Consider the following 26,080-nt stretch of genomic DNA (forward strand, 5'->3'; position numbering starts at 1 on the left):
CCGCACCGGCTCACCCAGCCATACCGCACGCTCAGCCGTGCCGCCCTTTGAACGTCAGCTCCGCCACCCCGCTCTTGTCGAGCCCGCCGAGCCCCAGCCGCACCATCTCGTCGAATTGCGCCTTCGTCGCCTGCGCCAGCGGCAGCTTCAGCCCCGCCTCAACTCCCAGCTGCAACGCGATCCCGCTGTCCTTCGCCGCATGCGCGCCCGAGAAAAAACAATCGTGCGCCCGGTTCTGCATGTCCTCGCCATCCGTCTTGAGCACCTGCGAATTCGCACCCGTCTGCGCAAAAACCTCGCGCAACATATCCAGATCCAGCCCCAGCGCATTCCCCAGTCCGAGTCCCTCCGCCAGCCCCGCCGTGTTGATATTCATGACCATGTTCACGAGCGCCTTCACCTGCGCCGCCTGCCCGGTCCCGCCGATGTAGCGCAGCGCCGTGCTCAACTTTTCCAGAATCGGCTTCACCCGCTCAAACGTCGCCCGCTCGCCTCCACACATCAGATACAACGTCCCGTTCCGCGCCTGTGGGATCGACGACGCCATGCAGCCTTCGAGCGAAACCGCGCCCACCGCCTTCGCGCGCCGCTCCACCTCGACATGCGTCGCCGGCGTGATCGTCGCGCAGTTGATAAAAATCTTCCCCTTCGCGCCGATCAGCAACGTGTCGCCCGAAGCGGCAAACACGCCCAGCTGCGCCGCGTCGTCCGTCACCACCGTGAAAATCACCTCCGCCGCCGCCGTCACCTCCGCGAGCGTCTTCGCATGTCGCGTCTTCAACTCCGCCGCCAGCGCCTCGGCCGACGGTGCGTGCGCATCGTAAACCGCCACCACGGGAAACCCGCACTCCTGAAGACGCCGCGCCATGTTGGCACCCATCCGACCGACTCCGACAAACGCAATTTTTTCAGCCATAAGAACCGCCACGAAACGCCGTCGCCGCGACAGCGCGAACCTTTCCGCAAGATTTCCCCTGCCCATCGCCCCGCGCACCTCCGTCGGAACGGCACTTACCAAGTGCCGCTCCCCATCTCTCAGCTCAGCTTGCGCCAACTCGATCACCGCCGTCTCACTCCGCCAGCGGCTGCAACCCCAGCGTGTGCTGCAACCCCGCCAGATACTCCGGCGACTCCACGCTCGTCAGCTCCGCCTTCGCCCGCGCCAGCCGCCCCTTGAGATCGAACCGCGCCGCCGTATCGGCGCAATTAGGACGATCCAGGTACGTCTCCAGATATTTCACGTGCCGCTTCCACAACGTCGTGTCGGCGCGCTGCTTCGACGTGAGCCGTTGCGCGTACCACGAACTGCTCAACAGGCTCTCCTTCGTGAACAGAGCGCGCACGCCCGCATCCTCGAGCGTTTTCCCCTCGAAGCTCCCATGTGCCATGATGTGCAGCAGCGCCTTGAGCGGCGGCACCGCGACATCGATCGAGCCGTCGTTGAAATAACTCTCCGCCACGCGGCGATGCGTCGCGCAGATATTGTCCATGCCATCGAGGAAGACCGCCATGTCCTGCAGCTCCGGCCGCAGCATCTCGTCGGTGAACACCGCGTGCGGATGATCGAAAACGCGCCCGAAGTAAATCCGCACGAAACGCGTCGTGATGCGGTATCCGAGACGGCTCGCGAGCACGTTCTTCCCCTCGTGTGTGAAGTCCGAGCATTTCTCCAGACAGCCCGCGGCGATCAACGCCTTCGCGTCGCGCTCCGCCGCAGTCATGCGGGAAAACACTTCCGGGATGAGCAGGCTCACGTCGTGATCCACGCGCACCTTCGGCCCCACATAACCCGCCGCTGACACAAACGCATCGTGCCCGGTGAGGATCACCGAGATCAGCGCCGCGTTGAGATCCACGATCGGCCTCAGCGCATTGAACGGCCCCTTGGTCAGCGCGCCCTCAGAACCCGCACCCGTCGTGGACGGCGATTTCCCCGTCATCGAGCTGATGAACTCCATGAACAGCTCCGGCAGTTCGAGATAATGAATCGGATTAAACACCGCCAGCGCACGCACGCCTTTTTCCGGCGGGTTGTTGCGCCGCCCCGGCACCAGCACACCCACTGGCGTGAACACCGGATCGGCCGCGCTCAACCCGCGATGCAGCCGCGCGCTCAGCTGCGCGAGATACGAGCCGAGCGGATTCGCCAGATCCGGACGCACCTGGAGATAACGCGGATTCTTCGTCGGCTTCCCATCGACGATGCGCGAGTGCGCCGACGACACGAAATACTTCGGCTTCGCATCCGGCTCCGCCGCATCGCGGATCAGATCGCGCATCGGCGCGGTGTACGCGTTGTACCCGATCGCGTCCTCGATCAGCGCCCGCGCATCATCGCCCGTGAGTGGCTCGAAGTTCGAGATGAAAGAACCGGGCGAAGCCATGTCCGCCTCCGCCTGGTGATCGTACCCGCGATGCACCGCATCGTCCGGCCGCTGGAAAAGCCGAGCCTCCGTGTTCTCCACAAACTTCACCGCGACCGACGCGTGCAGATTCGCCGGCAGGTTTTTAAGCGCCTTCACCGGCGCCACGACCGATGCCGTTATGTCGTCCTCCATCTGCACTTTCACTGCCGGATGGAAATCGTTGCGCAGTCCAAACACCCGCCACGAGCCGTCCTCTTCGAAGCCTACCCGCAAACAGTTCGTCACCAGCTTGCGGCCGTCGAGCTTCAGCTCGTAGCCGGGCCGCCCGTTGATCGTATCCACGGAAAAATGCTCGCGCCAGTGCGCGCCCCACTCCGCCTTGTGGAAACGTTTCAGCACGAAGATCAGCTCCTTGATGTGCTGCGGGATCGCGGTGATCCACGTGTTGTACTCCTCGCTGTACTCGCGACGCGACGGCGTGAGCAGCTTGATCACGCTGCCCAACGAGCGCTGCGGACTGAGGATCAGGCGCGTGTCTTTCCCGTTGTTCGCCGCATCGCGGAAGCGTTGCGAAAAATCCTTCGCCAGAATCGCCGCCACCTGGTCGAAGTCCTTGTCGAAATCCGCCACGAACACATGCCCCGGCAAAATCGCGTATGAGATCGCCTTCGATATCTCCGATTTCCCACCACCCGAGACCGTGCAGGGCTTATGGCAAACCGTTCCTTCCGCGACCGTGCCCACCAGCCGCCACGCGGAATTCGTCCCGCTCATCTGCTCCATGTGAACACGATAGCCGCTCGGCCGCAGATAGGTTTTTCCCGCGAGCAGTTTGATGGATTTCACCGCGCCCGTGGCGTCCTTCCACGACACCGTTTGCTTGCGCAGATTAAACGTCGTCGCCTCCGGCACGATCACCGCTTCCGGCCGCTCCAGCGCGATCGCATAGCCCTCAGGCTTGCATTCAAAACCGCCGCCCAGCCGCTTCACCACCGACTCGACCGACCCGATGTTCTCCTCGGAAAATCCTGAAAATTCTTCGCCAAGATCGTAGCTCGGGAACACCAGCGCGCCGCCCGCGTGCTCCTCTTCAGCGAGGCCGTAGAGATTGGCCGAGAAGCTGATCTGCGTCTTCACCTCCTTCTTGCAGTAACCATAGTAGTTATCGGCGATCAGCGTCACCATCACACCGCGCTCGTTACGCGCAGTGAGTTTGAAAGCGGATCCGTTGTTGTAGAGCTCCGCCTCATCCTTCCAGCACATCCCATCGCGGCGCTGGCGCGGCGTCGCCAGATCCCAGTGCGGCAGCCCCGCCAGATGCTTCGGCACCGTCACCAGATGCGGCGCCAGGATCACGCAGCCCGTATGCCCGTTCCAGTGATCGACATCGAGCCCCGCGTCATTCTCCGGCAGATACGGATCGCCCGCGTTGCCGAAGATCGACTCCACGAAATCCAGATTGCTCACCAGCGAGCCCGGCGCGAGGAACCGGATCTCCATCCGCTTCTCCTCGGTAAACCCCGCCACTGCCGGGCACACCAGCGGCCGCAACAGCAGCGACACAAACGACTGCGCCTCCTGCGGCCGGCCCTGCGTGAACGGCAGCTTGAGCAACTCGCGTGGCGGATTCAGCGCGATCTCCAGCATCTTCGAGTACGTGCGCTTCGGCACCGCGAGCTTGTCGTCCGGAATCGGCAGTCCGCCTTCGCTCACATGGAAAACTCCCTGCGTCGTCCGTCGGTCGCTCGCCGGATTATGCAGCACGCCCTGCCGTACCCGGTAACTTTTCAACAGCGGTGACGAACACTCATCTCCCTCCGCCGGCAGCGACAACGTCCGCGCCAGCCCCGCCTCATCCAAAATAAACGAGCGCGCGGGCAACATCGGTGCCGGTCCCACATCGGCCAGGAAATGCTCCAGCCACGCCTGGATGCGGTGATCCGCCGGACAAAGCGGATCGATCAGCTGCCGCGTCGTCTCGCGATGCCGCGCGAAAATCGGCGCCGCCATGTCCGTCCACCGCTCCGACCGCGCATCGCTCACCGTCGGCAAGCCGAGCAGCGCAAGGCGAAGGTTGATCGCGTGGCGGAGTTTTTCTTCAGAGGAAACAGGCAATGGGGCAGGCATGAGCGGTACGGGTTTGGGTGAGAACTGGCTGATCAGGTGGGTAGCGAAGACAGTGACGCCATGAATAGGATTTCTTCGATCGCGCGCGGCAACCCAAGGATTGCAAAAAACACGCGACGCGACGCCCCGCTCGTGAGCAGCGTTCAGGCCAGATCACTCACCGCATCTAAACAGTGGAAGCCACTCCTCGTCGCGCTCACGCCGTCACCACCACGACACCACCCAATCCTTCAACCACACCAGCGCGCGCTGCGTCGCCTCCCCGAGGAAAACGAAATACAGCACCCCCGCCGCAAACGCGAGATACCCGCCCAGAATGAACAGCCCGTCCCGCTCCAGCAACCCCGCCGCCACCAGAATGATCGTCCACGCCGGAAACGTATTCGTGAACGGGATCGGCAGCGGCAGCAGCAACGCCAGCGCCGCCACCAGCATCAGCGCCGCATGCGTGCGGTATAAAATCACCGTGTCCGTCAAAAACGTCAGCCGTGGTTTCAGCAGCTTTTCCAGAAACCGGATAACTCCCGCCGCGAACTTAAAAACTTTTCCGAAAAACCCCGGCGGTATCGGCCGGTTCAACACCTTCTCCGGCAGCCATGGCTTCTGCCCAAGCATCAGCCGCAGCGCGATCAACCCTACCGCCACCCCAAACGGCGTGGACAACCCCGGAAGCGGGATCGGCGTGATGAACGGCAGCGACAGCAAAATCAGCAGCAACGTATACGCGCGCACGCCGAGCACCACGATCGCCTCGCGCAACGTCAGCTCGCCCTCCGCTGAACGCGCCTTCAGCGCCTCCATCTCTTCCGAGAGTTTCCGCCTGCGCGCCACATAAACGGTCAGCGCTCGCGGCGATTCCAGCGGCAACTCGCCCGTCCCCTCGGGCTGCTCAGGCTCAGGTGCCGCGTTTGTTGCCATAAAGTTCCACATGCAGCCGGTGCGCGTAACGATATCCACGTTCCTTGCACAGTTCCCCCAGCCATCCCGCCCTCGCCCGCAACGCCTCCATCGATGTCCCCTCCGGCATCAGTAACACCTTCGCACGCGGGATGTCGCGCCCCAGCTCCGCCAGCATCTCTTCGATCTCCTGCACATCCGCCGCGCTGCTCACGACAAACTTCAGCTGATAATCCCCCGCATCGATCCACGCGCGCACCACCTCCGGCTGCCAGCGAGTCGCCTCATGCCGCTCCCGCCACGCATCCGGCAACCGCTCATCCGGCGCCGAGTTTTTCAACTTCGGGCTGATCGACGCCAGATCGCACGCGATCCCCTCAGGCGCAACCGTCCCCGCCGTCTCGATCGTGATATGATACCCGAGTTTTTTCACCTCGCCCGCCAGCTCACGAATTTCCTTCGCGATCATCGGCTCGCCCCCCGTCAGCACGACATGCTTCGCCGGATGCCGCGAAATCTCCGTCACGATTTCCGCCACCGACCGCGTCTCGCCCTCCGGCTTCCACGAAGCGTACGGCGTGTCGCACCAATTGCAGCGAAGATTGCAGCCCGCCGCGCGCACGAAAACCGACGGCACCCCCGTCAGCACACCCTCGCCTTGCAGCGAGTAGAAAATCTCAGAAATCAGCATCGTCAGTTGGAAGCCGACTAGGTGAATCGCAAAGCCGCCAAGAAGCAAAGGTCCGAGCAAAGGAAAACCTCTCCGATTCCGACATAGGTCTTATCAGTCTCATAAGACCTATGGGCCCTATTCCGATGACCGCGAAATCCCGGTCACCGAAATAACCCGCCGCTCTTCGCTCCGACCTTTGCGTCTTAGCGTCTTCGCGCTTCAACAACCCCACCGAAAACCTGCCCGCCGGTTTCGCCGTTCCCTCACGGCTTCGCCGGCAACGCCCCCGTCTCCGCATACACCGTCGGATCGACAACGCCCGCCGTCAAAAACGCTTCGCGCCGCTCCACGCACGTCCCGCACTTCCCGCAATGGATCGCCCCACCCTTGTAGCACGACCACGTCCGCGAAAAATCCACGCCCAGCTTCGCCCCCTCCGCCGCGATCTGCCCTTTGCTGATCGCGATGAACGGCCTCAAAAGTTGGATACCCGCGTACGTCCCCAGCCGCATCGCCTCGCCCATCGCCCGCATGAACTCCTCCCGGCAGTCCGGATAAATCGCGTGATCCCCGCCATGCGCCGCGATCACGAGCCCCTCCGCGCCGATGCTCTCCGCAAACCCCGTCGCGATCGACAGCATGATCGGATTCCGAAACGGCACCACCGTCTGCTTCATGTTCGCCGCCTCGTAATGCCCCTCGGGAATCTCCCCGCCCGAACTCAACAAATCCGACGTGAATAACCGGTCCATAAACCGCAGCGACACCACCTCATGCCGCACGCCCAACGCCGCCGCATGCTCCGCCGCAAACGGCAGCTCCTTCGGGTTATGCTTCGCCCCATAGTCAAAACTCACCGCCGCGAGCACGGCATGTTCTTTCCGCGCCCAATAGAGCGCAGTCACCGAATCCATCCCGCCAGAACAGAGCACGACGACCTTCATGCCGCCCATCGCCGCAAAACTCCCCTCCCTCCGCAAGCCCGCCCCGGCCACCCATCCATCTTTCCCTTCATCGTCCCCGCATAAGTCCTATAAGTCCCATAGGACCCATAAGACCCATTCCGACCACCACGATCCCAATCGCTCCAATCCCACCCGCCGCTCTTCGCTCCGACCTTAGCGTCTTCGCATCTTTGCGCTTCACTAAACCCTCGCCCACTCCTCGCGCTTGGAAAGCCCCCGCCTTTCTGCCTCCCTTCCCCAACACACTACGTCTCCGTCCCGATGCCCGACACGCCTCCCTACGCCCTCATCGAAACCCCCGCGCAACTCGCGCCCCTCCTCGCCGCCCTCGACCGCTCCGGCGAAGCCGCCCTCGATACCGAGGCGGACAACATGTACCACTACAAGACGCGCGTCTGCCTCCTGCAGTTCTACGTCTCCGGCGAAATCCACCTTGTCGACGTCCTCGCCCCCGGCCTCGACCTCTCCGCCCTCTGGACCCGCCTCGCCACGAAACACCTGCTCATGCACGGCAGCGATTTCGACATCCGCCTCCTCCACGACCTCTGCGGCTTCCGCCCCAAAAGCATCTTCGACACGATGCTCGCCGCCCAGCTCCTCAACCGCCCCCGCGTCGGCCTCGCCGCGCTCCTCGAAGAACACTTCGGCGTCACCCTCGACAAAGACTCCCAGACCGCCAACTGGTCCAAACGCCCCTTCACCCAACGCCTCCTCGACTACGCCTCCCTCGACGTCTTCTACCTCTACCAACTCCGCGACCTCCTCACCGCCGAACTCGCCGCGCTCAACCGCCTCGACTGGCTCGCCCAACAGTGCAACCGCCAGATCGAGTCCGGCCTCCTCGGCTTCCCCAAAGACGACGAAAACGACTGGCGCATCGGCCGCTCCGAACGCCTCCGCCCCTACGGCCTCGGCGCCCTCCACGCCGCCTGGCACTGGCGCGAAGACTGGGCCCGAAAACTGGATACACCGCCCTTCAAAGTCACCAGCAACGACACCCTCCTCCGCATCGCCGAAGCCGCCGACCACGGCCTCTCCCCCCGCGCATTGATGGAGAACGTCAACCTCGGCAAACGCCACGACCGCATCGCCCCCAGCCTCTACGACGCGCTCGACGCCGGCCTCAACCGCGACCCGCACACCCTCCCCAAACGCCGCGGCCGCGACCCCAATCATCAACCGCTCACGCCCGCCGAGTTGGAACTCCAAGACCGCCTCAAAGCCGACCGCGACCGCGTCGCCGCCGCCATCAACCTCGACCCGACCTTGATCGCCAACCGCGCGACCCTCGCCCAACTCGCCCGCAACCCCGAAAAGTTAGACGAAATCCTCCTCCCCTGGCAGGCCAACCTCCTCCGCAACGAACCGTGGATGAAGGCCAATAGTTCAAGTCCATAAAAGACCCGATTGAATGAGGCCTCTCGCTCTAAGGATCGCAGCAATTCAGATTCAACTCGTGCGAGAGCTGAACGACTCGCACATCTTTTTGAGCCAGGCAGCTCCAGTACTTAAGGATGCTCGTGAGCCCTTCGCATCTTCAACTCATGAAGAAGATCGGAAGTATTTCGTTCCTGCATTGGGAAAGAGTAAAATCGCCCAAAGAACAGACCAAGAGCTGAAGGCCATCTACGATCGATTTCTATCTTCTGGTCTGTTCGAGGCATTTCTTGTCGCTTCGATTTCGGCCTTTGAAGCATTTCTCCTAAAAGTTTTGCGGGAGATTATTTCTGAATATCCCGGAAAGCTTAGCATTTCAGTTCCCGGCGTTAGCGCCTGCAAAACAGCACCCATCTCTACCATTTTTGACGCATCCAGCTTGGAGGAAGCGCAAGAAGCGGTAATCGCTGAGCACCTGAGTGGAGTGTTTTACGCCCAACCAAAGGCATACCTCGATTACGCAAAAAAAATTATTGGTATCGAAGAACCCGACGATGCTTTTGAGCAGTATCTAGAAATGAAGGCCACACGTGATCTCTTGGTTCACAGTGACGGCGTTATCAACAGCGTGTATTTGGCTAAGGCTGAGCCGAACGCTCGAGGCAACATCGGCCAAAGATTAGTAGTTGATGGCAATTATTTCGAAAACTCGATCGCGGCGCTAAAACGAATTGCGGGGATCATTAAACGAGACTCCGAAGGAAATTTTCCTGTTAGAAAAAAAGAGCCCAAAGCGTAAACGACCTGATCGGCGAGATATCGCGTATCTGTTGTTTGAGATCTTCCAATCCAAAGATCGCCACCCACAGCGCCAGCCGAATGCTTGAACCCCCGGCGGCATCAGCCGCCCCTCCGCCACCCAGCCGAAGCATTGCGAGAGGCCGCACCTCGAGAATCGCCCGTTGGGCGATTCCATCAGTGGTTAAAATTCCGTCTCCGCGGTTCCCATCCTCTCCGCCATCCCTGTTTCCACACACGGGCTCTCCTCCGAAAAATCCGTGCCCATCCGTGAAATCCGTGGTTTCAACTCCGTCGCTCCCGACGCAGCCTTCCGTCCACCGATGCCGCCCGCCACCACCGACAGCGCCAACATCGCGCGCCACCTGCCGCTCATGGCCGCGCGCCAGCCGGATCACCCGGCGCTGAAAATCCCCCGCGGCCGCACTCGCGCGGGCGACATCGATTACCTCACGCTCACCTTCGTCGAACTCGACGCCGAAGTCTCCGCCTGGGCCGCCCGCATCACCGCCGCCGGCGTCAAAACCGACGACCGCGTCCTCGTCATGGTCCGCCAGGGCCTCCCGCTCATCGCCGCCGCCTTCGCCCTCTTCAAAATCGGCGCCGTCCCCATCGTGATCGATCCGGGCATGGGCCTGAAAAGTTTCCTCACCTGCGTCGAACGCACCCAACCCCGCGCCCTCCTCGGCATCCCCTTGGCCCGAGTCATCAGCCGCGTCTTCCGCCAAAAATTCCGCTCCGTCCAAATCCGCATCCCCGCCAGCCCCAACCCCACCGCCCGCCTCTCCGCTTCCGTCTCTCAACTCTCAACCCTCAACTCTCAACTCGTGAACAGAAACGCCGCCGATCTAGCGGCGATTCTGTTCACCTCCGGCTCCACCGGCGCACCCAAAGGGGTCTGCTACGAACACGGCATGTTCGAAGCCCAGGTCCGCCTCATCCGCGCCACCTACGGCATCCAGCCCGGCGAAGTGGACCTGCCGATGCTCCCGATCTTCGCGCTCTTCAATCCCGCGCTCGGCATGACCACCATCGTCCCCGAGATCGACCCCGCCCGCCCCGCCGCCGTCGACCCCGCCAAAATCGTCCAGGCCATCCGCCAGGAAAACGTCACCAACTCCTTCGGCTCGCCCACGCTCTGGAACAAAATCGCCGACCACTGCCTCGCGCACGATATCACCCTGCCCAGCCTCCGCCGCGTACTCTCCGCAGGCGCCCCCGTCCCCGAAACCCTCTGGGAAAACTCCCGCCGCTTCCTCACGCACGGACAACTCCACAGCCCCTACGGCGCCACCGAAGCCCTCCCCATCGCCAGCGTTTGCTCCGCCGAAATCATCCCGCGTTCCGCCGCGATCAACGCGCCTGCGAAGAGCCCGTCCGTCTCCGCCTCGTCCGTATCCGCTTCGTCGGCACCTTCGCCCTCCACCCAATTCCGTTCCGTCGCCGACACCTCGCAATCCCCCTTCTCGCAAGAGACCCGCCCGGCCTTTCACCCGTCACCCTTCACCCCTCACTCGTCCAACGCGCCGTCCGGCGGCGCCTGCGTCGGCCGCCCGCTCCCCGGCATCGACGTCCGCATCATCGCCATCACCGACGCTCCGATCACCACGATCGCGGACGCCCGCGAACTCCGCCCCGGCGAAATCGGCGAAATCATCGTCCGCGGCCCCGCCGTCACCAAAACCTACGACGCACTCCCCGAAGCCACCGCCGCCGCCAAAATCACCGGCGACCACGGTGCATTCTGGCACCGCATGGGCGACTGCGGCTACTTCGATCCCCTCGGCCGCCTCTGGTTCTGCGGTCGCAAAGTCGAACGCGTGCTCACCGAGAAAGGCCCGCTCTTCACCGAACCCGTCGAACAAATCTTCCGCTCGCACCCCCAAATCGCCCGCTGCGCCCTGATCGGCCTCGACGTGCCCGGAAAACAACTACCCGCGCTCGTCATCCAGCCCCGCGCAAAACTCTCCGCCTCCGCGAAGTCTGCCCTCGCCCGCGAACTCCGCTCCCTCGCCGCCGCGCACGCAACGACCGCCGGGATCGCCCGTTTCTATTTCCACAAAGCCTTCCCCGTCGACGTCCGCCACAACGCCAAAATTCACCGCCTCACTCTCGCGAAGTGGGCCGCGAAGAATCCGTCACACGAAATTCTTTCGAGTGCCTGACCGCTGCCATCAGGCGGAATCTTTGCCGCTTGATCGCTTCCTGCGAAGCCTGTCTCCCACATAGTCCTCCACGACGATCAGAAGGCCGATCACCCCGATACCGTAGATATAGTACCGCAAGCCTCGGAGCAGACCGTATCGCTCGTCTTCTTTCTTAGCCGTGCCCCATCGAATTTCCGCAGCTGTTGGCTGTTGCGGCTTCGGCTCAAAAATTTGGATGCGCGTCGCGAGAATGAAGCAAATCGTGAACACCACGAAACCGATGTGGCGTAGTTTGATCATCCTCAAATATGCCGCGAGTCCGCTTCGTCCTTCTTCACGTAGCCGCTTTCCTGACGCGCGTGGTTCACCGCGTTCTTCTTGAGGTAAGCCTGGTAAACATCGTCCGCGCTCATCCCGAGCGTCTGCGCGAGTGACACCAAAAAGTGAAACAGGTCCACGACCTCCACCTTGGCGTTCTGCTCGTCGAACTTCTGGTACTTCGCCCACCACTTCCACGGCACGGAGTCGATTAGCTCGGCTGTCTCCTGCTGCATCGCCCGAGTATAGTTGAGCACCCACTTGGTTTTCTCCTCCTCCGTCGGTGGCGGCAGCGTGACGCCGATGCGTGCATTGAGGGCCTCTTGCATGCGGAAAATCTCTTCGAGCTTGTCCATGCGCTCGTGGCTACGGACGCGCCTGCACACTGGCAAGCCCGGCCTCCAAACCAAAGCTAACGCAAAGACGCCAAGCCGCAAAGAACACCTCGATCCCATCCCCGCCTCCCAACGCCCTCCTCCCGTCTTTCTTTGCGCCTTCGCGCCTTTGCGTGAACCCCGCCCGTTCATCCCCACCCCAAATCGCGCCACCAACCCCGATCTACCTTGCACGCCCCTGTGCCCTCCATGTCCGCGCTCCGTGTTCTCTGTGTCCCATCCCGAATCCGTCCTCCGCGTTCCGCGTCTCCGCTCTTCTGCGCTTCCGCGATAAACTCCGCCTTTCCGCTCCCTCCCTGAATCCACTGCAAACCGCCTGAGATTGCAGTTGCGTAAATGAGATTCCCCCGCGACGTTCACCACCGATTCCGGGCGTGGAGCGCGCAACTTTTTCGCGCTCCGCCCGCGATTCCAACCCTCGCAGCCCCCGACTCTTCGGTGCGCGCGAATAACCATAAAATACACATAGTCATGTCAGATACAGCAACGTCCGGCGAAGCCCCGGTGGCACCCGCCGAGACCGTTAGCGCGTCCCCAGCGCCTGCCGCGAATACTACCGCGCAGACCGCTCCGACCGCCGTCCCCGCCTCGTTCGGGACCAGCCGAGGCTCCGGCCTCGCCCGCGGCAAACGCGCCAGCACCCCCGCCACCAGCAGTAACAACAACGCACCCGCCGCCTCCGGCGAGTACAGCCCCACGGCCGTTCAGATCATCACGAGCCAGCGCGAATACAAAAACCCGTTCGCTCCTGAACCCGCCCCCGAGCCCATCCAGGCTCCGGTCACAACTCCGGCCCCTGTGGCCGAAGTCGTCCGTGAAGAAAAAACCGCAGCCCCGTTCGTCGCCCCCGAGGTGACGCCCGCCGCCCGCCCGGCTCCCGCAGCCGAAATCCCAACTGCCTCCGAAACCGCTCCAGCCCCCCAGGCCGAAGCCGCCCCGGTCGCCTCCCACGAGCCCGCCGAAAAGGCCGAACTCAAAATCCTCCCTCCGGAAAACAAAGTGCGCCCCGCCCAAAGCTGGGAAAGCTCCTCGTTCCCCGGCGCCGGACAATCCTCCAACAACAATCAAAACACGGGCGGCCGCTCCGGCGAACGCCCGATCTTCCGCACCGAGCGCCACCGCCTGCGCGATGCCGAAGCCGCCAAAAACGGCCCGGCACCCTCCAGCGAAGCCCCTCACTCCGAAGAGTCCTCGCAGCCGCAACAGCGCCGCGAGTTCCGCGAACCGCGCCAGCCACGCGACCCGCGCGATCAACGCGAGCCACGTCAGCCCCGCGATCCTCGCGACGCCCGTGAACCGCGCCAGCCACGCGACCCGCGCGATGAACGCGACTCTCGCGAGCCCCGCCAGCCGCGCGGCTTCGAGAAACAGCCCGGCACGACTCCTCCGATCGCTCCTGCAGCGGAAGAGAAAAAAGGCGGCCTGATCTCCTGGATCAAAGGCCTCTTCAGCGGCGAACCCGCCGCTCCCGAAAAGCCAGCCGATCAAGGTCAGGGCGGCGAACGCCGTTTCAACCGTGATGGTCAAGGCGGCGGCGGTCGTCGCCATCATCGCGGCGGACGCGGCGGTCAAGGCAACCGCGGCCAGGGCGGTCAGGGTGGCGGCAACGGCGGCTTCCGCGGTGAAAACCGTGGCAGCGGTCAATCCCAGCCCCGCACCGATGGTCAACCCGGCGGTCAGACTCAAAACCCCGGTGGCGAACATCGCGGCCAGGGCGGCCACGGCGGCGATCGCAACCACCATCGCGGTGGTCGCGGCGGCCAGCGTGGCGGTCGTGGTCAAGGCGGCGGCGGTTTCCGTGGCGAACGCCGTGGAGGCGACAACCGTCCCTCCGACAGCGGCTCCTCCGGTCCCGCAGCCAGCTAAACTAGCCTAACTGCTGACGCGCTCCCCGCGTCATGAATAAAAAAGGCGCCCGTCTTACCGACGGGCGCCTTTTTATTTTCCCTAACAAGAGGCACACCCGTGCCTCAAAGTTTTTTCGGATCGATCACCACGTGCTTAATCTTTTCGCGGTTCCACGTGTACGTCACATGCACGAGCCCGTCTTTCGTCTGGATCATCGCCGGATACGCATAGCCATGCGGCTTCGGCTCATCTTCGAGCGTCACCGCCATATCCCACTTCACGCCATCCGGTGAGACCGAAATATTCAGCGGATAACGCACGCCATAATCCGCGCGCGTCCCCTTCTTCGACGGGCCGGGCTCGTCATTCTCATCGCGGATAACTTTGGGCGTTTCTTTCGGCGCCGGACCGCTGCGCCAGTTATAGACCAGCAGCTGGCGGCCATCGGCGAGCGTCGTCGCATCGCTGCCCGAGTTCGGCATGAACAATCCCGTCGCAGCCGTCTTCGTCCATGTCTGGCCTTTGTCCGACGACCAGTTCGTCGCGACGATCATCTCCTTCGTGCGCGAAAGCAGCTGCAAGCGGCCATCCTTGTGCGTGAGGATGCTCGGCTGGATCGCGTTGAATTCTTCCTTTGTGTTCAGAGGTCCGACTATCTGCCAAGTCTTGCCGAGATCGGGCGTGATCTCGACATGCAGACGCCAGCCATCTTTCACGCTTTCCGTGCTGGAAGGGGAAAGGATCGTGCCGTCGGCGAGCTGCACCGGTTTGTTTTTGATCGGCCCCAAAACATCTTCCGGCAAACGGCGCGGCTCGCTCCACGTGCGACCGCCATCGGTCGAAGTGATGAGCATGCCCCACCACGTCTGCGGCGACGGCCCGACTTTGTAGAAGAGCATCAGCGGCGCATCCTTCGGCTGAAACAGCACCGGATTCCACGTCGGGTAACGCTTCCCCGCGTGCTGCACGCCGTCCGCCACCTGCACGCCGGGCGTCCACTTCCCGTTTTCAAAACGCGCCACGTAAATGCAGACGTCCGGATTCTTCTCGTTCGTCCCGCCAAACCACGCCGCCAGCAGTTCGCCGCTCGTCGTCTCCACGATCGTCGATGCATGGACACTTGGATACGCGCCGGTGTCATAGATGAACTGACTGCTCACAATCGCCGGATGCTGCGGCGCCGCGACGAGCGGACCGCTGAGCGTGGCGAGACAAGAGGCAAGGAGGGCGAGGGACTTTTTCATAAAATGACGAACGAGGATTCTACGAACGAACAGCGGCGCAACCCGCAGCGATCTTTCAACGCTGCGAAGTAAACGCGTAGGAACCGGACTCGACTTGATAGAGCGCGTGATCGCCTTCGCGACGCAGGAATTTAACGCCGGGCCGATCGGCAGCGGCTTTACCGCCTTCGAAAACGTCCGCGCCATCGCGTGCAGGCACGAAGACCGTCGCGGTGGCATTCGCGGGCACGGAAACATCGAGCGAGAACTGCGCGCCCTTCTGTTCCCAGCGCACAGAGATCGGTCCGTGAATTGAGTCATAGCTCGCCTTCACCCAGCCGAGATCCGGCACCGGCTGCGGACGGATCAAGGTGTTCTTAAAACCGGGTGCCGCCGGATCGGAGACGATACCCGCCAGATCGTGATAAAACCACTCGGTGACCTGCCCGAGCATGAAGTGATTGTGCGACGTCTCCAGATTCGCGTCCCACGCCTCGGTGAGCGCCGTCGCGCCTTGTTTCAGTTGGTACGCGTAGCCGGGTTTATCCTCTTGCGTGACCATCTTGTAGATCACGTCGGAGCGGCCGTTGTCCGCCAGCGCGCGCAGCGAATAGCGGAAACCCACATCGCCCGTCGTCGTCGCATAGCCGCGCTGCTCGACGTCTTTCACCAGCGCGGAAAATACACGCGCCCGCTCCGTCGGGGCCGCGATTCCCATCACCAGCGGCAGCGAATTCGCCGCCTGCGAACCCGTCGCGTACGTGCCGCTCTCCGCTTTGAAAAAATGCCGGTTGTAGCTCGCGAGAATCCGCGCCGCCTTCGTCGCATACTCCTTCGCCTCGTCGGCATGACCGAGCAGCGCGGCCGTATCGGCCATCAGCTTCGCATCGAAATAGAAAAACGCCGACGCAGTCACCGGTGGCGGCGTATTCTGCGCCGGTCCCGCCAGCGCAGGCCCGACATCGAACCAATCGCCCAGTCCATCGCTCAGCACATCGTCCTTCGCGCGCCCTTCGAGCCAGGCGAAATAGCGTTTCATCGCGGGATAATACTCACGGAGTAAACCGGCATCGCCCGTGAACTCATACTGCTGCCACGGCACGAGGAAGAACGCCGCACCCCACTCGGCCGCCGCGCGAAACGTGCCTTTGAACACCGTAAACTCCGGCGCGATATTTGGGATCAGTCCGTCATCCGTCTGCCCATCGGCCATGTCGCGGATGCCCTTCGTGAAAATGCGGGCGACGTCATACTCGTAGCGGATCGCGGGACCGTTGAGGTGATACTGCTCGATCCAGCCGAGCTTCTCGCGATGCGGGCAGTCGGAGAGAACGGAAACCATGTTCGAACGCTGCGCCCAGCGCACCAGATCGCGAATGCGGTTGAGCAACGGATTCGAGGTCTCGAACTCCCCAAGCGGTTTCGCGATGGCGTGAACGACCGCCATTTCTAGCGAGACAACCGTCGGCAATTTCGCCGGATCCCCCGGACGCGGAACAGCCGCGATCGTCGGGCGACGTTTGAGATCTTCTGCCGGTACGAAATGCGGCAGCTCCGACTCGTCGCGAAACGTCTCCACCTTCAGGAAGCGGCAGCCGATGTAGTAGAACTGGGGAAACCACTCCTCCTCACCGTCAGTCGCCTTCGTGTACTGCCACCACGCATTGCCACGATTTTTCCCGTCAAAAGTGTTTCGGTTGATCGTGCCGTCCTCGTGGACGACTTCCGACGGCGTGAGCCGCACGATCGATCCCGCCGGTCCGCTCACGCGCAAACGCGGCATGTGCGACGCGTTCTGCCCAAAATCATGAACCACGGTCCCATCGGAAAACGTTTTCGCCGCGACGCTCTTGTGAACATCGATCACACGCAGCGGCTCGCTGCCGACGCCATGTCCGCGCAACTGCCCCGCCGGGCGCAGCAACACCACCGCGCGCTTCCAGTCCTTCGCCGCCGCGAAACCCGGCTCCGCCCAGCCCTTCGGCGCGAGACGCGCGTCATAATCCTCACCGGCGAAAATGTGTCCGACCGTGATCGGCCCGGATTTGAACCTCCACTCATCATTCGTCCCGACTTCCTCGACCGTGCCGTCTTCGTATTCGAGCCGCAGATGCATGATCGCGCGCAACGGCCCAAACGAGCCGGTCAGCTTCGTGAAGCGATCGCGGTGCGCGAGATTGTAGAACCCGTTGCCGAGCACGAAGCCCGCCGCATTCGCGCCAGGCCGCAGCAGCGCAGTCACGTCGTGCGTGTTGTAGAGCACCGTGACGTTGTAGTTCGTCCAGCCCGGCGAGAGCAGATCGTCGCTCACCTTCTTGCCGTTGAAAAACAGTTCGTACTGCCCCAGCCCCGTCGCGTGGACGAGCGCGCGCTTCAAGCCCGGCTTCACGCTGAACGCTCCGCGCAACATCAAAGACTCCGTGGCGGCGGGCGATGCGATCCACGACGCTTTCCACTCTTCCTTCGTGAGAATGCCCATCGTCCAATGCGCAGGCTCGCTCCACGCGGAGGGTTTTCCATCGCGATCCCACGAGCGCACTTTCCAGAAAACCGTCTGCGACGAGACAAGCGCCTTGCCGCCGTAGCTGACGAACGTCGTCCGATCGTTCGCCACGCGTCCGCTGTCCCAAAGATCACCGTCATCGCGTGCGAGCGTCGCCTCGCTCGAAGCGGCAAGGATCTGCCACGCAGTTTGTTTCTGCCCTCGCGCCGTACTCTCGATTTTCCAGAAGAGCCGCGGTTGCGCCGCGTCGATGCCGAGCGGATTCACCGCGTACTCCGTCCGAAGCGCAGCAACTTTGAAATCGCTGCCCGCCGTCGCGACCTCGGCCGCCGTCATCCGAATCAGTGAAAACGAAACGGCCATGCATCCGAGGCCGGCGAGAAAAGCAAAAGGAGGGAAACGCATGGCGAAAAAAAACCTGCGCCCGTTTTCACAGGCGCAGGAGGTTAAACAATACGGGTTAGAACTTGTACGTTGCCGACAAGAAGTAGGCGCGAGGAGGGATGGGCACGATCATGAAGGTCGTGTTGGCGTTCGCAGGACGCGTCGTGAAATTCTGGCGGTTGAACTGGCTGCTCGCGTCACCGTAACCGGCCCAGTTGAGCACACCGTCGCCATCGAAGACGTTGTTCACATTAAAGCTGACCGAGAACCGGTCGCTGAACGCCCAGCTCAGGAAGAGATCGGTCTGATCGTAGGCGGGCAGTTCGAACATATTGGCGATGTTCGCAGGACGCGCGCCCATGTATTTCCACGAGACGTTACCGGTGAATCTGCCGCGCTGGTACTGCGGGGTGAGGTTCACGATCCAGTCCGGGTTGTTGTCGGCATCCTGGCCGCCGATATCGACGATGAAGTCATCGCCAGGACCGTTGCTGCCGAGATTCCAGAACTTCCAGGTCGTCGCTTCGGCCTGCTGCCAGGTCGCTACGGCACGGACACTGAAATGCTCCGTGAACGCGTAATTCGTTTCGAGCTCCACACCGTAGGTCTCGACCGAGCTGTAGAGAGGCTGTAGCGAGTACGTGGTGTTATCCGTGTTGGTGCCGGTGATGGGCGTATTGATGATATCACCCAGCTTGCTGTAGAACGGCGTGATCACCGCGTTGAACGCGCCGCCGCGAAGCTTGTAGCCGACCTCCCACTGCTCCACTTTTTGCGGCACGGTGGCGAAATTGCGGATCGCGAAAGCATTCGTCAGGCCGATGAAGAACGAGAGGTCAGGCGCTTTTTCGCCATTGGTGTAGCGGAGGTACACCGAGTTATTGGGATTGATCGTGTAGTTCAACGCACCGGACAACGAGAGTGTGTCGAGATTACGGTCATAGACCCAGTTGGTCGCGTTGCGGGTGCTGATACGATTGTCGAAGATCGTGAGCGGATTGCCGTCGGCACCGCCGTTGGCCGGATTGAGCGTGCTGTTGGCCTGGCCGGTGTTGTTCAGACCGCTGACTTCGAGATACTCGTAGCGAGCGCCCCAATCGAGCGTGAGGCTCTTGTTGATCTCCCAGTTGTGGCCGAAGAATGCCGACGTCTGCTTCTGGACTGCCTCGTTGAGCGTGTAACCAGAACCCTCTGCGGAGAAACCGTAAGGATTGGTGATCTGGAGCGTCTGGCCCGCGCCGTAAGGACTGCCCGCGGCGGTGATGAGCGTGATGTCCATCGGAGTCGGATTACTGGTCACCGTGGAGACACTGCGGCCGGCCGTGGTGTTGAAGTTATAGGCATCCGAATAAGCGAAAAAGCTGCCGCCCGTGAACAGGTGGCTGCCGACGCGCTTGTTGACCGTGAACTGGTTCATCAGCTCCTTGGCCCAGCGGTCGAAAACGAGGGCGTTGTTGGACCACACGGCGCCATTCACGAGATCCTGGCGGGGCAGGTTGTTTTCCAACACGGTAAGACCGCTCGAACCCGCGCCACCGGAACCGTTATTGGTGCCGGCTGACTGGATACGAGCCATGATCTGGCCGTTCGTGCGGTCCTTGAAGATCCACTCGCCCGCTGGCACCACGCCACCGGTAAGCATGTTCAAATTGCTGAAGAGCGAACCGCGTGTGATGTCACGAAGCGCGACGCTGGCGCTCGTGTTCCACTGCGTGTTGCTGTCGCTCACCTTGAAGTTGTTGCTTATGATCCAGCCGCCAAAATCGTGCGTCCAATCCGCGCCGATCGATTTCTGCACGGAGTGCGCGAGGCTCTCAGGATCGAAGGTACGCTTCAGTCCCGGGGCTTCCGCGACATAGGAGAACTTGCCCGGGCGGTGAAGGTTCGTAGCACTTTGGTCGATCCCGCCGGCAACGCGCGGATCGTTGAAATCGTTGGCCGGGTAGAACTCGAACCAGCCGTTAACGTCGTTGAGGTACTTCGCGTAAAACGTCACCGAGCCCTTACCATAATCTTTGCGAACGTTCAGTTTGATCTGACCGCCATCGTTCATGCTGTAGCCGGGATTACGCGCGCCGTCAGACTTGCGATAGAAACCGCCGATGCTGTACGTCGTGCCCAAGGGACCGGCGCCACCGACCAGGATGTCGGTGCGGTAGTAAGGATTCTCCTCACCTTCCAAGCCGAAGCGCGTGCGCACTTCACCGCCGTAGGTGTCGGTGCCCTTGCGGCTGATATAGTTGAAAACACCGCCGGGCGCATTGGCCGACGTAATCGAGGCACTGCCGCCGCGCACCGCTTCGACGCGCTCGGTCGTCACGTCTGCGCGCAAAAAATAATCCGGGCCCCAGTTGCTGTAACCCACATTGGTCAGCGGGAGGCCGTCCTCCTGCATCGACACATAATAATAACCCATGTCGGCGTTGCTCGCGTTGGCAGAAACGCCGCGCGAATAAACGATGCTGCGGATTTCGCCGAGGGATGAATTCACGTACACGCTCGGCACGTTCAGCAAAAGATCGGCCGCGCTGTTGGGCACCAGCTTCGCGAGCTGCGCCGTGTTCACCGTCGAGACCGAGGCGGTGACATCCATCTTCTTCGTGCGCGTGAACACGCCCGTGACGACGAACTCTGCGAGCTCGATGGTTTCGTCTTTGGAAATCGCGTTCGCATCCGCAGCCGCTTGCGGGACTGCCTGCCCGGGAGCGACTGGCACGCCGCCCGCGCTCTGCTTCGAGGGATCGACCTCGATCGCGATGGAGCCGGTTTTCTCATCCTGGAAAACCGTGAGGCTCGTGCCCGCGAGCATCGTCGCGAGCGCTTCGCGCACCGTAAGCTCGCCCTGCACGGCGTTGGTCTTGATGCCGGCGACCGACTTCGTCGAAAAGATGATCTCCCGCTGCGCCTGTTGCGCGAAGGATTTCAACGTTTGCGCCGCTTCTCCGGCAGGCAGATCGAATTTTATTTTGGTCTCAGTCGCCGCCGAGAGCGATGTCGCACTCAGCAACGCAAACAGCCCGAGGGCTGGAACAGGCGTGATGATTTTAGACGCGCACAGGAACATCCAGGGCCGGGAAAGGCGCCGCACAGGAGTAGTCATTCGTTGGGTAGGGGGTTCGTTACTTGGGATGCGCGCACCGGCGCAAATCCTCTAAATAAATTTTTCAAAAACTGCGCGGCCGGTTTCACACGGCTGATTTTCACCGCGCCTGGCGGGCAGTCGGCGGCACGATCATCGCGCTCGCGCCGGTCAGCGCCGCCGCTTGCGCAGCGTCACCACATTCCCGTTGCGCTCCGCATCCACGCCGAAACCGCCTTCGAGCAGCCGGATGAAGCTCTCGATATTATCCGAACGCAGCGACGCGCTGACCTCGGTGTCGGCGAGCTTCGCATCGTCGATGACCATGCGGATGGGCGCGTTCCTGCGGTTGAATTCATCCACGACCGCCGAGAGACGCGCGTTGGTGAAATCGAGCAGCCGCGAATGCCAGGCGAGTTTCTCGTCGAGGTGGTCCACCCCGATTTTGGCCACGGAGATCGGTGCCTTGCCCGGCTGCATCGGCACCAGCGCGAGTTCGCCTGCCACCACGAGCGGCGCGGCCGCGGAGTCGTCTGGCGATGCCGCAATCCCGTCAGCTTCGACCGCCTGCGACTGCACACGGACTTTTCCTTCAGTCACGATCAACTCTACCGCTTCCGATTCGCGGCGTACATTAAACGCCGTGCCGACCGCGCGAAACTGCACGTCGCCCGTGATCACGATGAACGGACGTGCCGGGTTTTTCGCCACGCGAAACATCGCCTCGCCGCGCTCCAGCCGCACCTTGCGCTCGGTCGCAGTGTACAGCACAGCCACCTCGGCATCGCGGTTCAGCTCAATCACCGTGCCATCGTCGAGTGTGCGCCGCTCGATCGCCGCGATCTGCGCCGGCACGACCGCGGGCACCGCGGCAGGCGCATCGGAGGGGGACGGGCGCAGCAAAAAAAATCCAAACACGACCGCCGCTGCCGCCGCGAGCGCCACCTCGGCCGACCAAAACCACGGACGTCTCCGCTTCAGGCTCCTCGCCCGCTCCGGTTGCGGCGCGAGCAGATCGCGATTGGGCCGGAGCGTGTGCTCGGGCCGCCAGTCCGCGAGCATGTTAAGCCGCGTCCAATTGGCCATTTGCCGGTCGAGTTCCTGGGAGTGACCCGCTTCCGCCATGTACCATTGCAGGAAATCATCCTGCTCGGTCGCGGTGAGTCCGCGCTCCAGGCGCATCACCCAGAGCGCTGCTTCCGTTTCGATTTTTTCCGGCGTCTTCATCGTCTCATCATCGTCCAGGCGCTCACGCCTGCGGACGGTATCTCCTGAAAAATTGCCCGATCTTCTTCAACCCGATCGCCGCCTGGATCTCCACCGTATGCTCCGCGATGCCGAGCTCGGCCGCCGTCTCCTTCTGCGAAAGCCCATAGATCTTCCGCAGCGTGAGGATCTGCCGGCAACGGGTCGGGAGTGATTGGATCGCTTCGGTGAGCATTTCGAGTTCTTGGGCGCGGGCGACGGCGTGCGGCACATCTGCGTCCTCATCTAAGATGCCGGAGCAGTCGATTTCCGCTAAGGAATCTTCCTTCGCCACCTTGCTGTGCCGCACCCGCATCAGCGCCAGATTCCGCGCGATCACGAAAAGATAGGCCTTCGGCGAACGCACTTCCGCGTCCGTCCGAGCGCGCAACACCCGCACAAACGCCTCCTGCACGATATCGTCCACATCCTGCCCGCTGGGAAACTGGCTCGTCAGCCACGCGCGCAGTTGGGGTTCGTGTGGCTGCAAGTTGGCGGAAAACCAACGCGCTACCTCTGGGTCTTGGGGTGGCATCGAAAACGTCTGACGCGCACTTCAACCAACCGATGCGCTCAAGTCCGCAGCAAAAACAAAATTTCCAAAGAAAAATTCCTAGAGGAAATCCCCTCCCCGCGCATCCGCCGCTTCTGGCCCATCCTGAAAATCCCGTTAATCCCATCTAAAACTCCGGCACCCACCCGCGCCGCCTTTCCATCCACGCCCCGCACTTTCAGCTTCCCGCCCTTCGCCCTTCACCCTCAGCCTTTCGCCTCCCACATGTCCGATCTCATCGTCAACGGCGGCAAGCCGCTCTCAGGCACCATCACGCCCTCCGGCAATAAAAACTCTGCGCTGCCCATCGTCTGCGCCACTCTCCTCACCGACGAGCCGGTTCACCTGACCAACGTCCCCGACATCACCGATCTCAACAAGATCGTGAAGTTCATGACCGACCACGGCTCCAAAATCTCCTGGGACCGCACCACCGGCGAGATGCACGTCGACCACTCCGGTTTCCAGAGCGAACTCGTCAGCAACGAGCTCCCGCAGGACATGCGCTCGACCGTCTTGCTTTATCCGGCGCTCCTCCGCCGCCTCAAAAAAATCACCATCAACGCCACCGCCAAAGGCTGCTCCCTCGGCGTCCGCGAGATCGACCCGCACCTCGAAATCTTCTCCAAACTCGGCGCCGTGATCGACGCCGGTGAGCCCCTCGTCATCGCACTCCCCGGCGGTTTCACCGGCAACCGCCATTGGTGCGACTACATGTCCGTCACCGTCACGGAAAATTTCCTGATGGCCGCGTCCGTCGCCAAAGGCACCTCGACTCTCATCAACGCCGCGAGCGAACCACACGTCCAGGACCTCTGCGCCGCGCTCACCGCGATGGGCGCGAAGATCGACGGCATCGGCACCAGCATGCTCCGCGTCGAAGGCGTGGAAAAACTCCACGGCTGCAAAGCCTCCATCGCGACCGACTACCACGAAGTCGTCACCTTCCTCGCCCTCGGCGCCATCACCGGCGGCGAGATCCGCGTGAAAAATTCCCTCCCACACCACTTCGACCTCATCGTTCGCGCCTTCGCGAAACTCGGTGTGATCGTCGAACACGAAGGCGACACCGCCATCGTCCGCCGCAACCAGTCGCTCATCATCGAGCAACCCTTCACGTCCAATCTACTCACGAAAATCGAAGCCGCCCCCTGGCCGTATTTCTCCGTCGATCTCCTCCCGCTGATGATCGCGCTCAGCACCCGCGCCACCGGCACGATCCACTTCTGGAATAAGGTCTACGAAAACGGCTTTTCCTGGATGCCCGAGCTCGCGAAATTCGGCGCCCACGTCCTCGTCAGCGACCCGCACCGCGTAAATGTTTTCGGCTCCCGCCCGCTCCGCCCCGCCGTCGTCGATGCGCCCTACGTGATCCGCGCCGCCATCGCGTTGTACATGGTCGCCGCGAGCATCCCCGGCCGCAGCGTCGTGAAAAACGCCGACACCATCAAACGCGCCCACCCCCGCTTCGTCGAAAACCTCCGCGCCCTCGGCGCCGACGTGGAATGGAAGTGAGCTTGCGCCGTCTCTTCTCAGAGGTAGTTTCCTCACAGTGAGCATCAAGGAACAGGCCATCCGCTTGGTTGAGTCCATGCCGGACAACGTGACATGGGCGCAGGCGCTTGAACGCATTCAGATTGCCGCCGCACTCTCCCGCGCTGAAGCCGAAATCGATTCCGGACGCTTCGCCACCCAAGACCAAGTCGAAGCTCATATCGATTCATGCCTGCGCAAGTTATCTGGGCCCTCAGCAGCCTAGCCGACCTCACCGCCATCGTCAGCTTGATCGCTGCCGATAACCCGGCGGCAGCCCAACGAGTCGCCGCTCAAATCCGGGAGCGAACCCGCCAGCTCGAATCATTTCCTCTGAGCGGTCCTCACTACGACTTCACGCCCACTGGCGAAGTCCGTGAGCTGGTTGTACCGCCTTACCGCATCTTCTATCGCGTCACAGACGACGGCAAAACCGTGAGAATACTCCGCATCTGGCATTCCGCTCGCGGCACACCCGATATCCCGCGAGTTTAGTTCTCTTCATTCTATCTGCCGATCTTCGCTCCGCCTTAGCGCCTTCGCCTCTTTGCGATTCAAATAATCCGCCATGCCCGCTCCTGACTCCTCAGCCGCCAAATCTTCCAGCAAAGACAAAGGCCTGAACTACCTCACGACCACGCTCACCGCGCCCGTCTCCCCCGTCGAAGCCGCGCTGCGCCCGCTCTCCTTCGCCGACTTCACCGGCCAGCCCAAAACCGTCGAACGCCTCCAAGTCATGGTCGGCGCCGCCAAACGCCGCGGCGAAGCCCTCAACCACATTCTCCTCAGCGGACCGCCCGGCCTCGGCAAAACCACGCTCGCCTTCATCCTAGGCAACGAACTCGGCAAAGCCGTTCGCGTCACCTCCGGCCCCGTCATCGAAAAAGCCGGCGACCTCGCCGGACTCCTCACCAACCTCGAAGAAGGCGACATCCTCTTCATCGACGAAATCCACCGCATCCCGAAAACCGTCGAAGAGTACCTCTACTCCGCGATGGAGGATTTCCGCCTCGATATCATGATCGACCAGGGCCCCAACGCCCGCAGCGTCCGCCTCTCGATCCCGAAGTTCACCCTCGTCGGTGCCACCACCCGCGCCGGTCTGCTCACCGCGCCCCTCCGCTCCCGCTTCACACTCCAGACGCGCCTCGACTACTACGACATCCCCACGCTCATGGGCATCGTCCAGCGCAGCTGCGGCCTCCTCAAAGTCTCGATCGACGAAGCCGGTTCCCGCGAAATCGCCGCCCGCTGCCGCGGCACCCCCCGCGTCGCCAACAACCTCATCAACTTCGTCCGCGACTACGCCCAGGAACGCGCCCAAGGCATCATCACCCGCGAAGTCGCCGCCCGCGCCCTCGAACTCCTCGAAATCGACGCCGCCGGCCTCGACGAAATGGACAAACGCATGCTCCGCGTGATGGCCGAAAACTACCGCGGCGGCCCCGTCGGCATGAGCACCATCGCCGTCGCCGTCGGCGAAGAACCCGAGACCCTCGAAGAAGTCCACGAACCCTTCCTCATCCAGGAAGGTTACCTGCAACGTACGCCCCAAGGCCGCATCCTCACGACCAAAGGCTACCACGCCATCGGCCTCAAAGCCGCCGCGGGACAAAGCGGGCAGCAGGGCTCCCTTCTCTAATTCCGAA

Annotated in this window: 20 protein-coding genes; 8 read left to right on the forward strand and 12 right to left on the reverse strand. The window is 62.3% G+C overall.

Annotated elements, in window-relative coordinates:
- Window positions 1–31: 31 nt before the first annotated feature.
- The 5 genes from CMV30_RS08255 to queC form a co-directional block, all read right to left on the reverse strand.
- Window positions 32–982, reverse strand: coding sequence for an NAD(P)-binding domain-containing protein (locus CMV30_RS08255; RefSeq protein ID WP_138223196.1), 951 nt, complete (start codon window positions 980–982; stop codon window positions 32–34).
- An 88-nt stretch (window positions 983–1,070) separates the two neighbouring features.
- Complete coding sequence (locus tag CMV30_RS08260; protein WP_096055577.1) at window positions 1,071–4,493, reverse strand: PPi-type phosphoenolpyruvate carboxykinase family protein; 3,423 nt, start codon at window positions 4,491–4,493, stop codon at window positions 1,071–1,073.
- Between the two features lie 204 nt (window positions 4,494–4,697).
- Window positions 4,698–5,411, reverse strand: coding sequence for an exopolysaccharide biosynthesis protein (locus CMV30_RS08265; RefSeq protein ID WP_096055578.1), 714 nt, complete (start codon window positions 5,409–5,411; stop codon window positions 4,698–4,700).
- The gene (locus tag CMV30_RS08270) at window positions 5,389–6,141 is read right to left on the reverse strand and encodes a 7-carboxy-7-deazaguanine synthase QueE (protein ID WP_245844435.1); all 753 of its coding nucleotides are present in this window, start codon (window positions 6,139–6,141) and stop codon (window positions 5,389–5,391) included. Before CMV30_RS08270 ends, CMV30_RS08265 begins: the two co-directional genes overlap by 23 nt.
- A 185-nt stretch (window positions 6,142–6,326) precedes the next feature.
- Window positions 6,327–7,007, reverse strand: coding sequence for a 7-cyano-7-deazaguanine synthase QueC (gene queC, locus CMV30_RS08275; RefSeq protein ID WP_096057683.1), 681 nt, complete (start codon window positions 7,005–7,007; stop codon window positions 6,327–6,329).
- Window positions 7,008–7,289: 282 nt separating this feature from the next.
- Here queC and CMV30_RS08280 point away from each other — a divergent pair, with 282 nt between their 5' ends.
- The 3 genes from CMV30_RS08280 to CMV30_RS08290 all read left to right on the forward strand — a co-directional run bounded on the left by CMV30_RS08280 (window position 7,290) and on the right by CMV30_RS08290 (window position 11,368).
- Window positions 7,290–8,426, forward strand: coding sequence for a ribonuclease D (locus CMV30_RS08280; RefSeq protein ID WP_096055579.1), 1,137 nt, complete (start codon window positions 7,290–7,292; stop codon window positions 8,424–8,426).
- Window positions 8,427–8,484: 58 nt separating this feature from the next.
- Complete coding sequence (locus tag CMV30_RS08285) at window positions 8,485–9,204, forward strand: hypothetical protein (RefSeq protein ID WP_138223197.1); 720 nt, start codon at window positions 8,485–8,487, stop codon at window positions 9,202–9,204.
- A 373-nt stretch (window positions 9,205–9,577) separates the two neighbouring features.
- Window positions 9,578–11,368, forward strand: a complete 1,791-nt coding sequence (locus CMV30_RS08290) for an AMP-binding protein (RefSeq protein ID WP_096057684.1) — start codon at window positions 9,578–9,580, stop codon at window positions 11,366–11,368.
- A gap of 9 nt (window positions 11,369–11,377) precedes the next feature.
- Here the strand turns inward: CMV30_RS08290 and CMV30_RS08295 are convergent, their stop codons facing one another.
- A complete protein-coding gene (locus tag CMV30_RS08295) occupies window positions 11,378–11,650 on the reverse strand; it encodes a hypothetical protein (RefSeq protein ID WP_096055581.1) in 273 nt (90 codons plus the stop codon).
- A gap of 2 nt (window positions 11,651–11,652) precedes the next feature.
- Window positions 11,653–12,024, reverse strand: coding sequence for a dUTPase (locus CMV30_RS08300; RefSeq protein ID WP_096055582.1), 372 nt, complete (start codon window positions 12,022–12,024; stop codon window positions 11,653–11,655).
- Window positions 12,025–12,534: 510 nt separating this feature from the next.
- Between CMV30_RS08300 and CMV30_RS08305 the strand changes: the two genes are divergently transcribed.
- Complete coding sequence (locus CMV30_RS08305) at window positions 12,535–13,929, forward strand: hypothetical protein (protein ID WP_138223198.1); 1,395 nt, start codon at window positions 12,535–12,537, stop codon at window positions 13,927–13,929.
- A gap of 104 nt (window positions 13,930–14,033) precedes the next feature.
- On the opposite strand, the gene CMV30_RS08310 is transcribed toward CMV30_RS08305, so the two are convergent.
- The 5 genes from CMV30_RS08310 to CMV30_RS08330 form a co-directional block, all read right to left on the reverse strand.
- On the reverse strand, window positions 14,034–15,155 hold the full coding sequence (locus CMV30_RS08310; protein ID WP_096055584.1) for a sialidase family protein: 1,122 nt from the start codon (window positions 15,153–15,155) through the stop codon (window positions 14,034–14,036).
- Window positions 15,156–15,210: 55 nt separating this feature from the next.
- Window positions 15,211–18,042, reverse strand: a complete 2,832-nt coding sequence (locus CMV30_RS08315; protein WP_096055585.1) for a family 78 glycoside hydrolase catalytic domain — start codon at window positions 18,040–18,042, stop codon at window positions 15,211–15,213.
- A gap of 55 nt (window positions 18,043–18,097) precedes the next feature.
- The gene (locus CMV30_RS08320) at window positions 18,098–21,085 is read right to left on the reverse strand and encodes a TonB-dependent receptor (protein ID WP_175414788.1); all 2,988 of its coding nucleotides are present in this window, start codon (window positions 21,083–21,085) and stop codon (window positions 18,098–18,100) included.
- A 186-nt stretch (window positions 21,086–21,271) separates the two neighbouring features.
- Window positions 21,272–22,327 carry a FecR family protein gene (locus CMV30_RS08325; protein ID WP_096055587.1) on the reverse strand — a complete coding sequence of 352 codons (1,056 nt, stop codon included), beginning with the start codon at window positions 22,325–22,327 and terminating at the stop codon, window positions 21,272–21,274.
- 22 nt (window positions 22,328–22,349) lie between these two features.
- Window positions 22,350–22,835: an RNA polymerase sigma factor gene (locus CMV30_RS08330; RefSeq protein ID WP_175414789.1), complete on the reverse strand. Its 486-nt coding sequence runs from the start codon at window positions 22,833–22,835 to the stop codon at window positions 22,350–22,352.
- 288 nt (window positions 22,836–23,123) lie between these two features.
- Here CMV30_RS08330 and CMV30_RS08335 point away from each other — a divergent pair, with 288 nt between their 5' ends.
- The 4 genes from CMV30_RS08335 to ruvB all read left to right on the forward strand — a co-directional run bounded on the left by CMV30_RS08335 (window position 23,124) and on the right by ruvB (window position 26,073).
- Complete coding sequence (locus CMV30_RS08335; RefSeq protein WP_096057685.1) at window positions 23,124–24,413, forward strand: UDP-N-acetylglucosamine 1-carboxyvinyltransferase; 1,290 nt, start codon at window positions 23,124–23,126, stop codon at window positions 24,411–24,413.
- Window positions 24,414–24,450: 37 nt separating this feature from the next.
- Window positions 24,451–24,657, forward strand: a complete 207-nt coding sequence (locus CMV30_RS08340; protein ID WP_096055589.1) for a hypothetical protein — start codon at window positions 24,451–24,453, stop codon at window positions 24,655–24,657.
- Window positions 24,621–24,926, forward strand: a complete 306-nt coding sequence (locus CMV30_RS08345) for a type II toxin-antitoxin system RelE/ParE family toxin (protein ID WP_096055590.1) — start codon at window positions 24,621–24,623, stop codon at window positions 24,924–24,926. The genes CMV30_RS08340 and CMV30_RS08345 overlap by 37 nt, the downstream gene beginning before the upstream one ends.
- A gap of 73 nt (window positions 24,927–24,999) precedes the next feature.
- Window positions 25,000–26,073: a Holliday junction branch migration DNA helicase RuvB gene (gene ruvB, locus CMV30_RS08350; protein ID WP_096055591.1), complete on the forward strand. Its 1,074-nt coding sequence runs from the start codon at window positions 25,000–25,002 to the stop codon at window positions 26,071–26,073.
- The last annotated feature ends 7 nt before the right edge of the window (window positions 26,074–26,080 follow it).

Origin of the sequence: Nibricoccus aquaticus (genome assembly GCF_002310495.1) — a bacterium.
Classification (GTDB): Bacteria; Verrucomicrobiota; Verrucomicrobiia; order Opitutales; family Opitutaceae; genus Nibricoccus; species Nibricoccus aquaticus.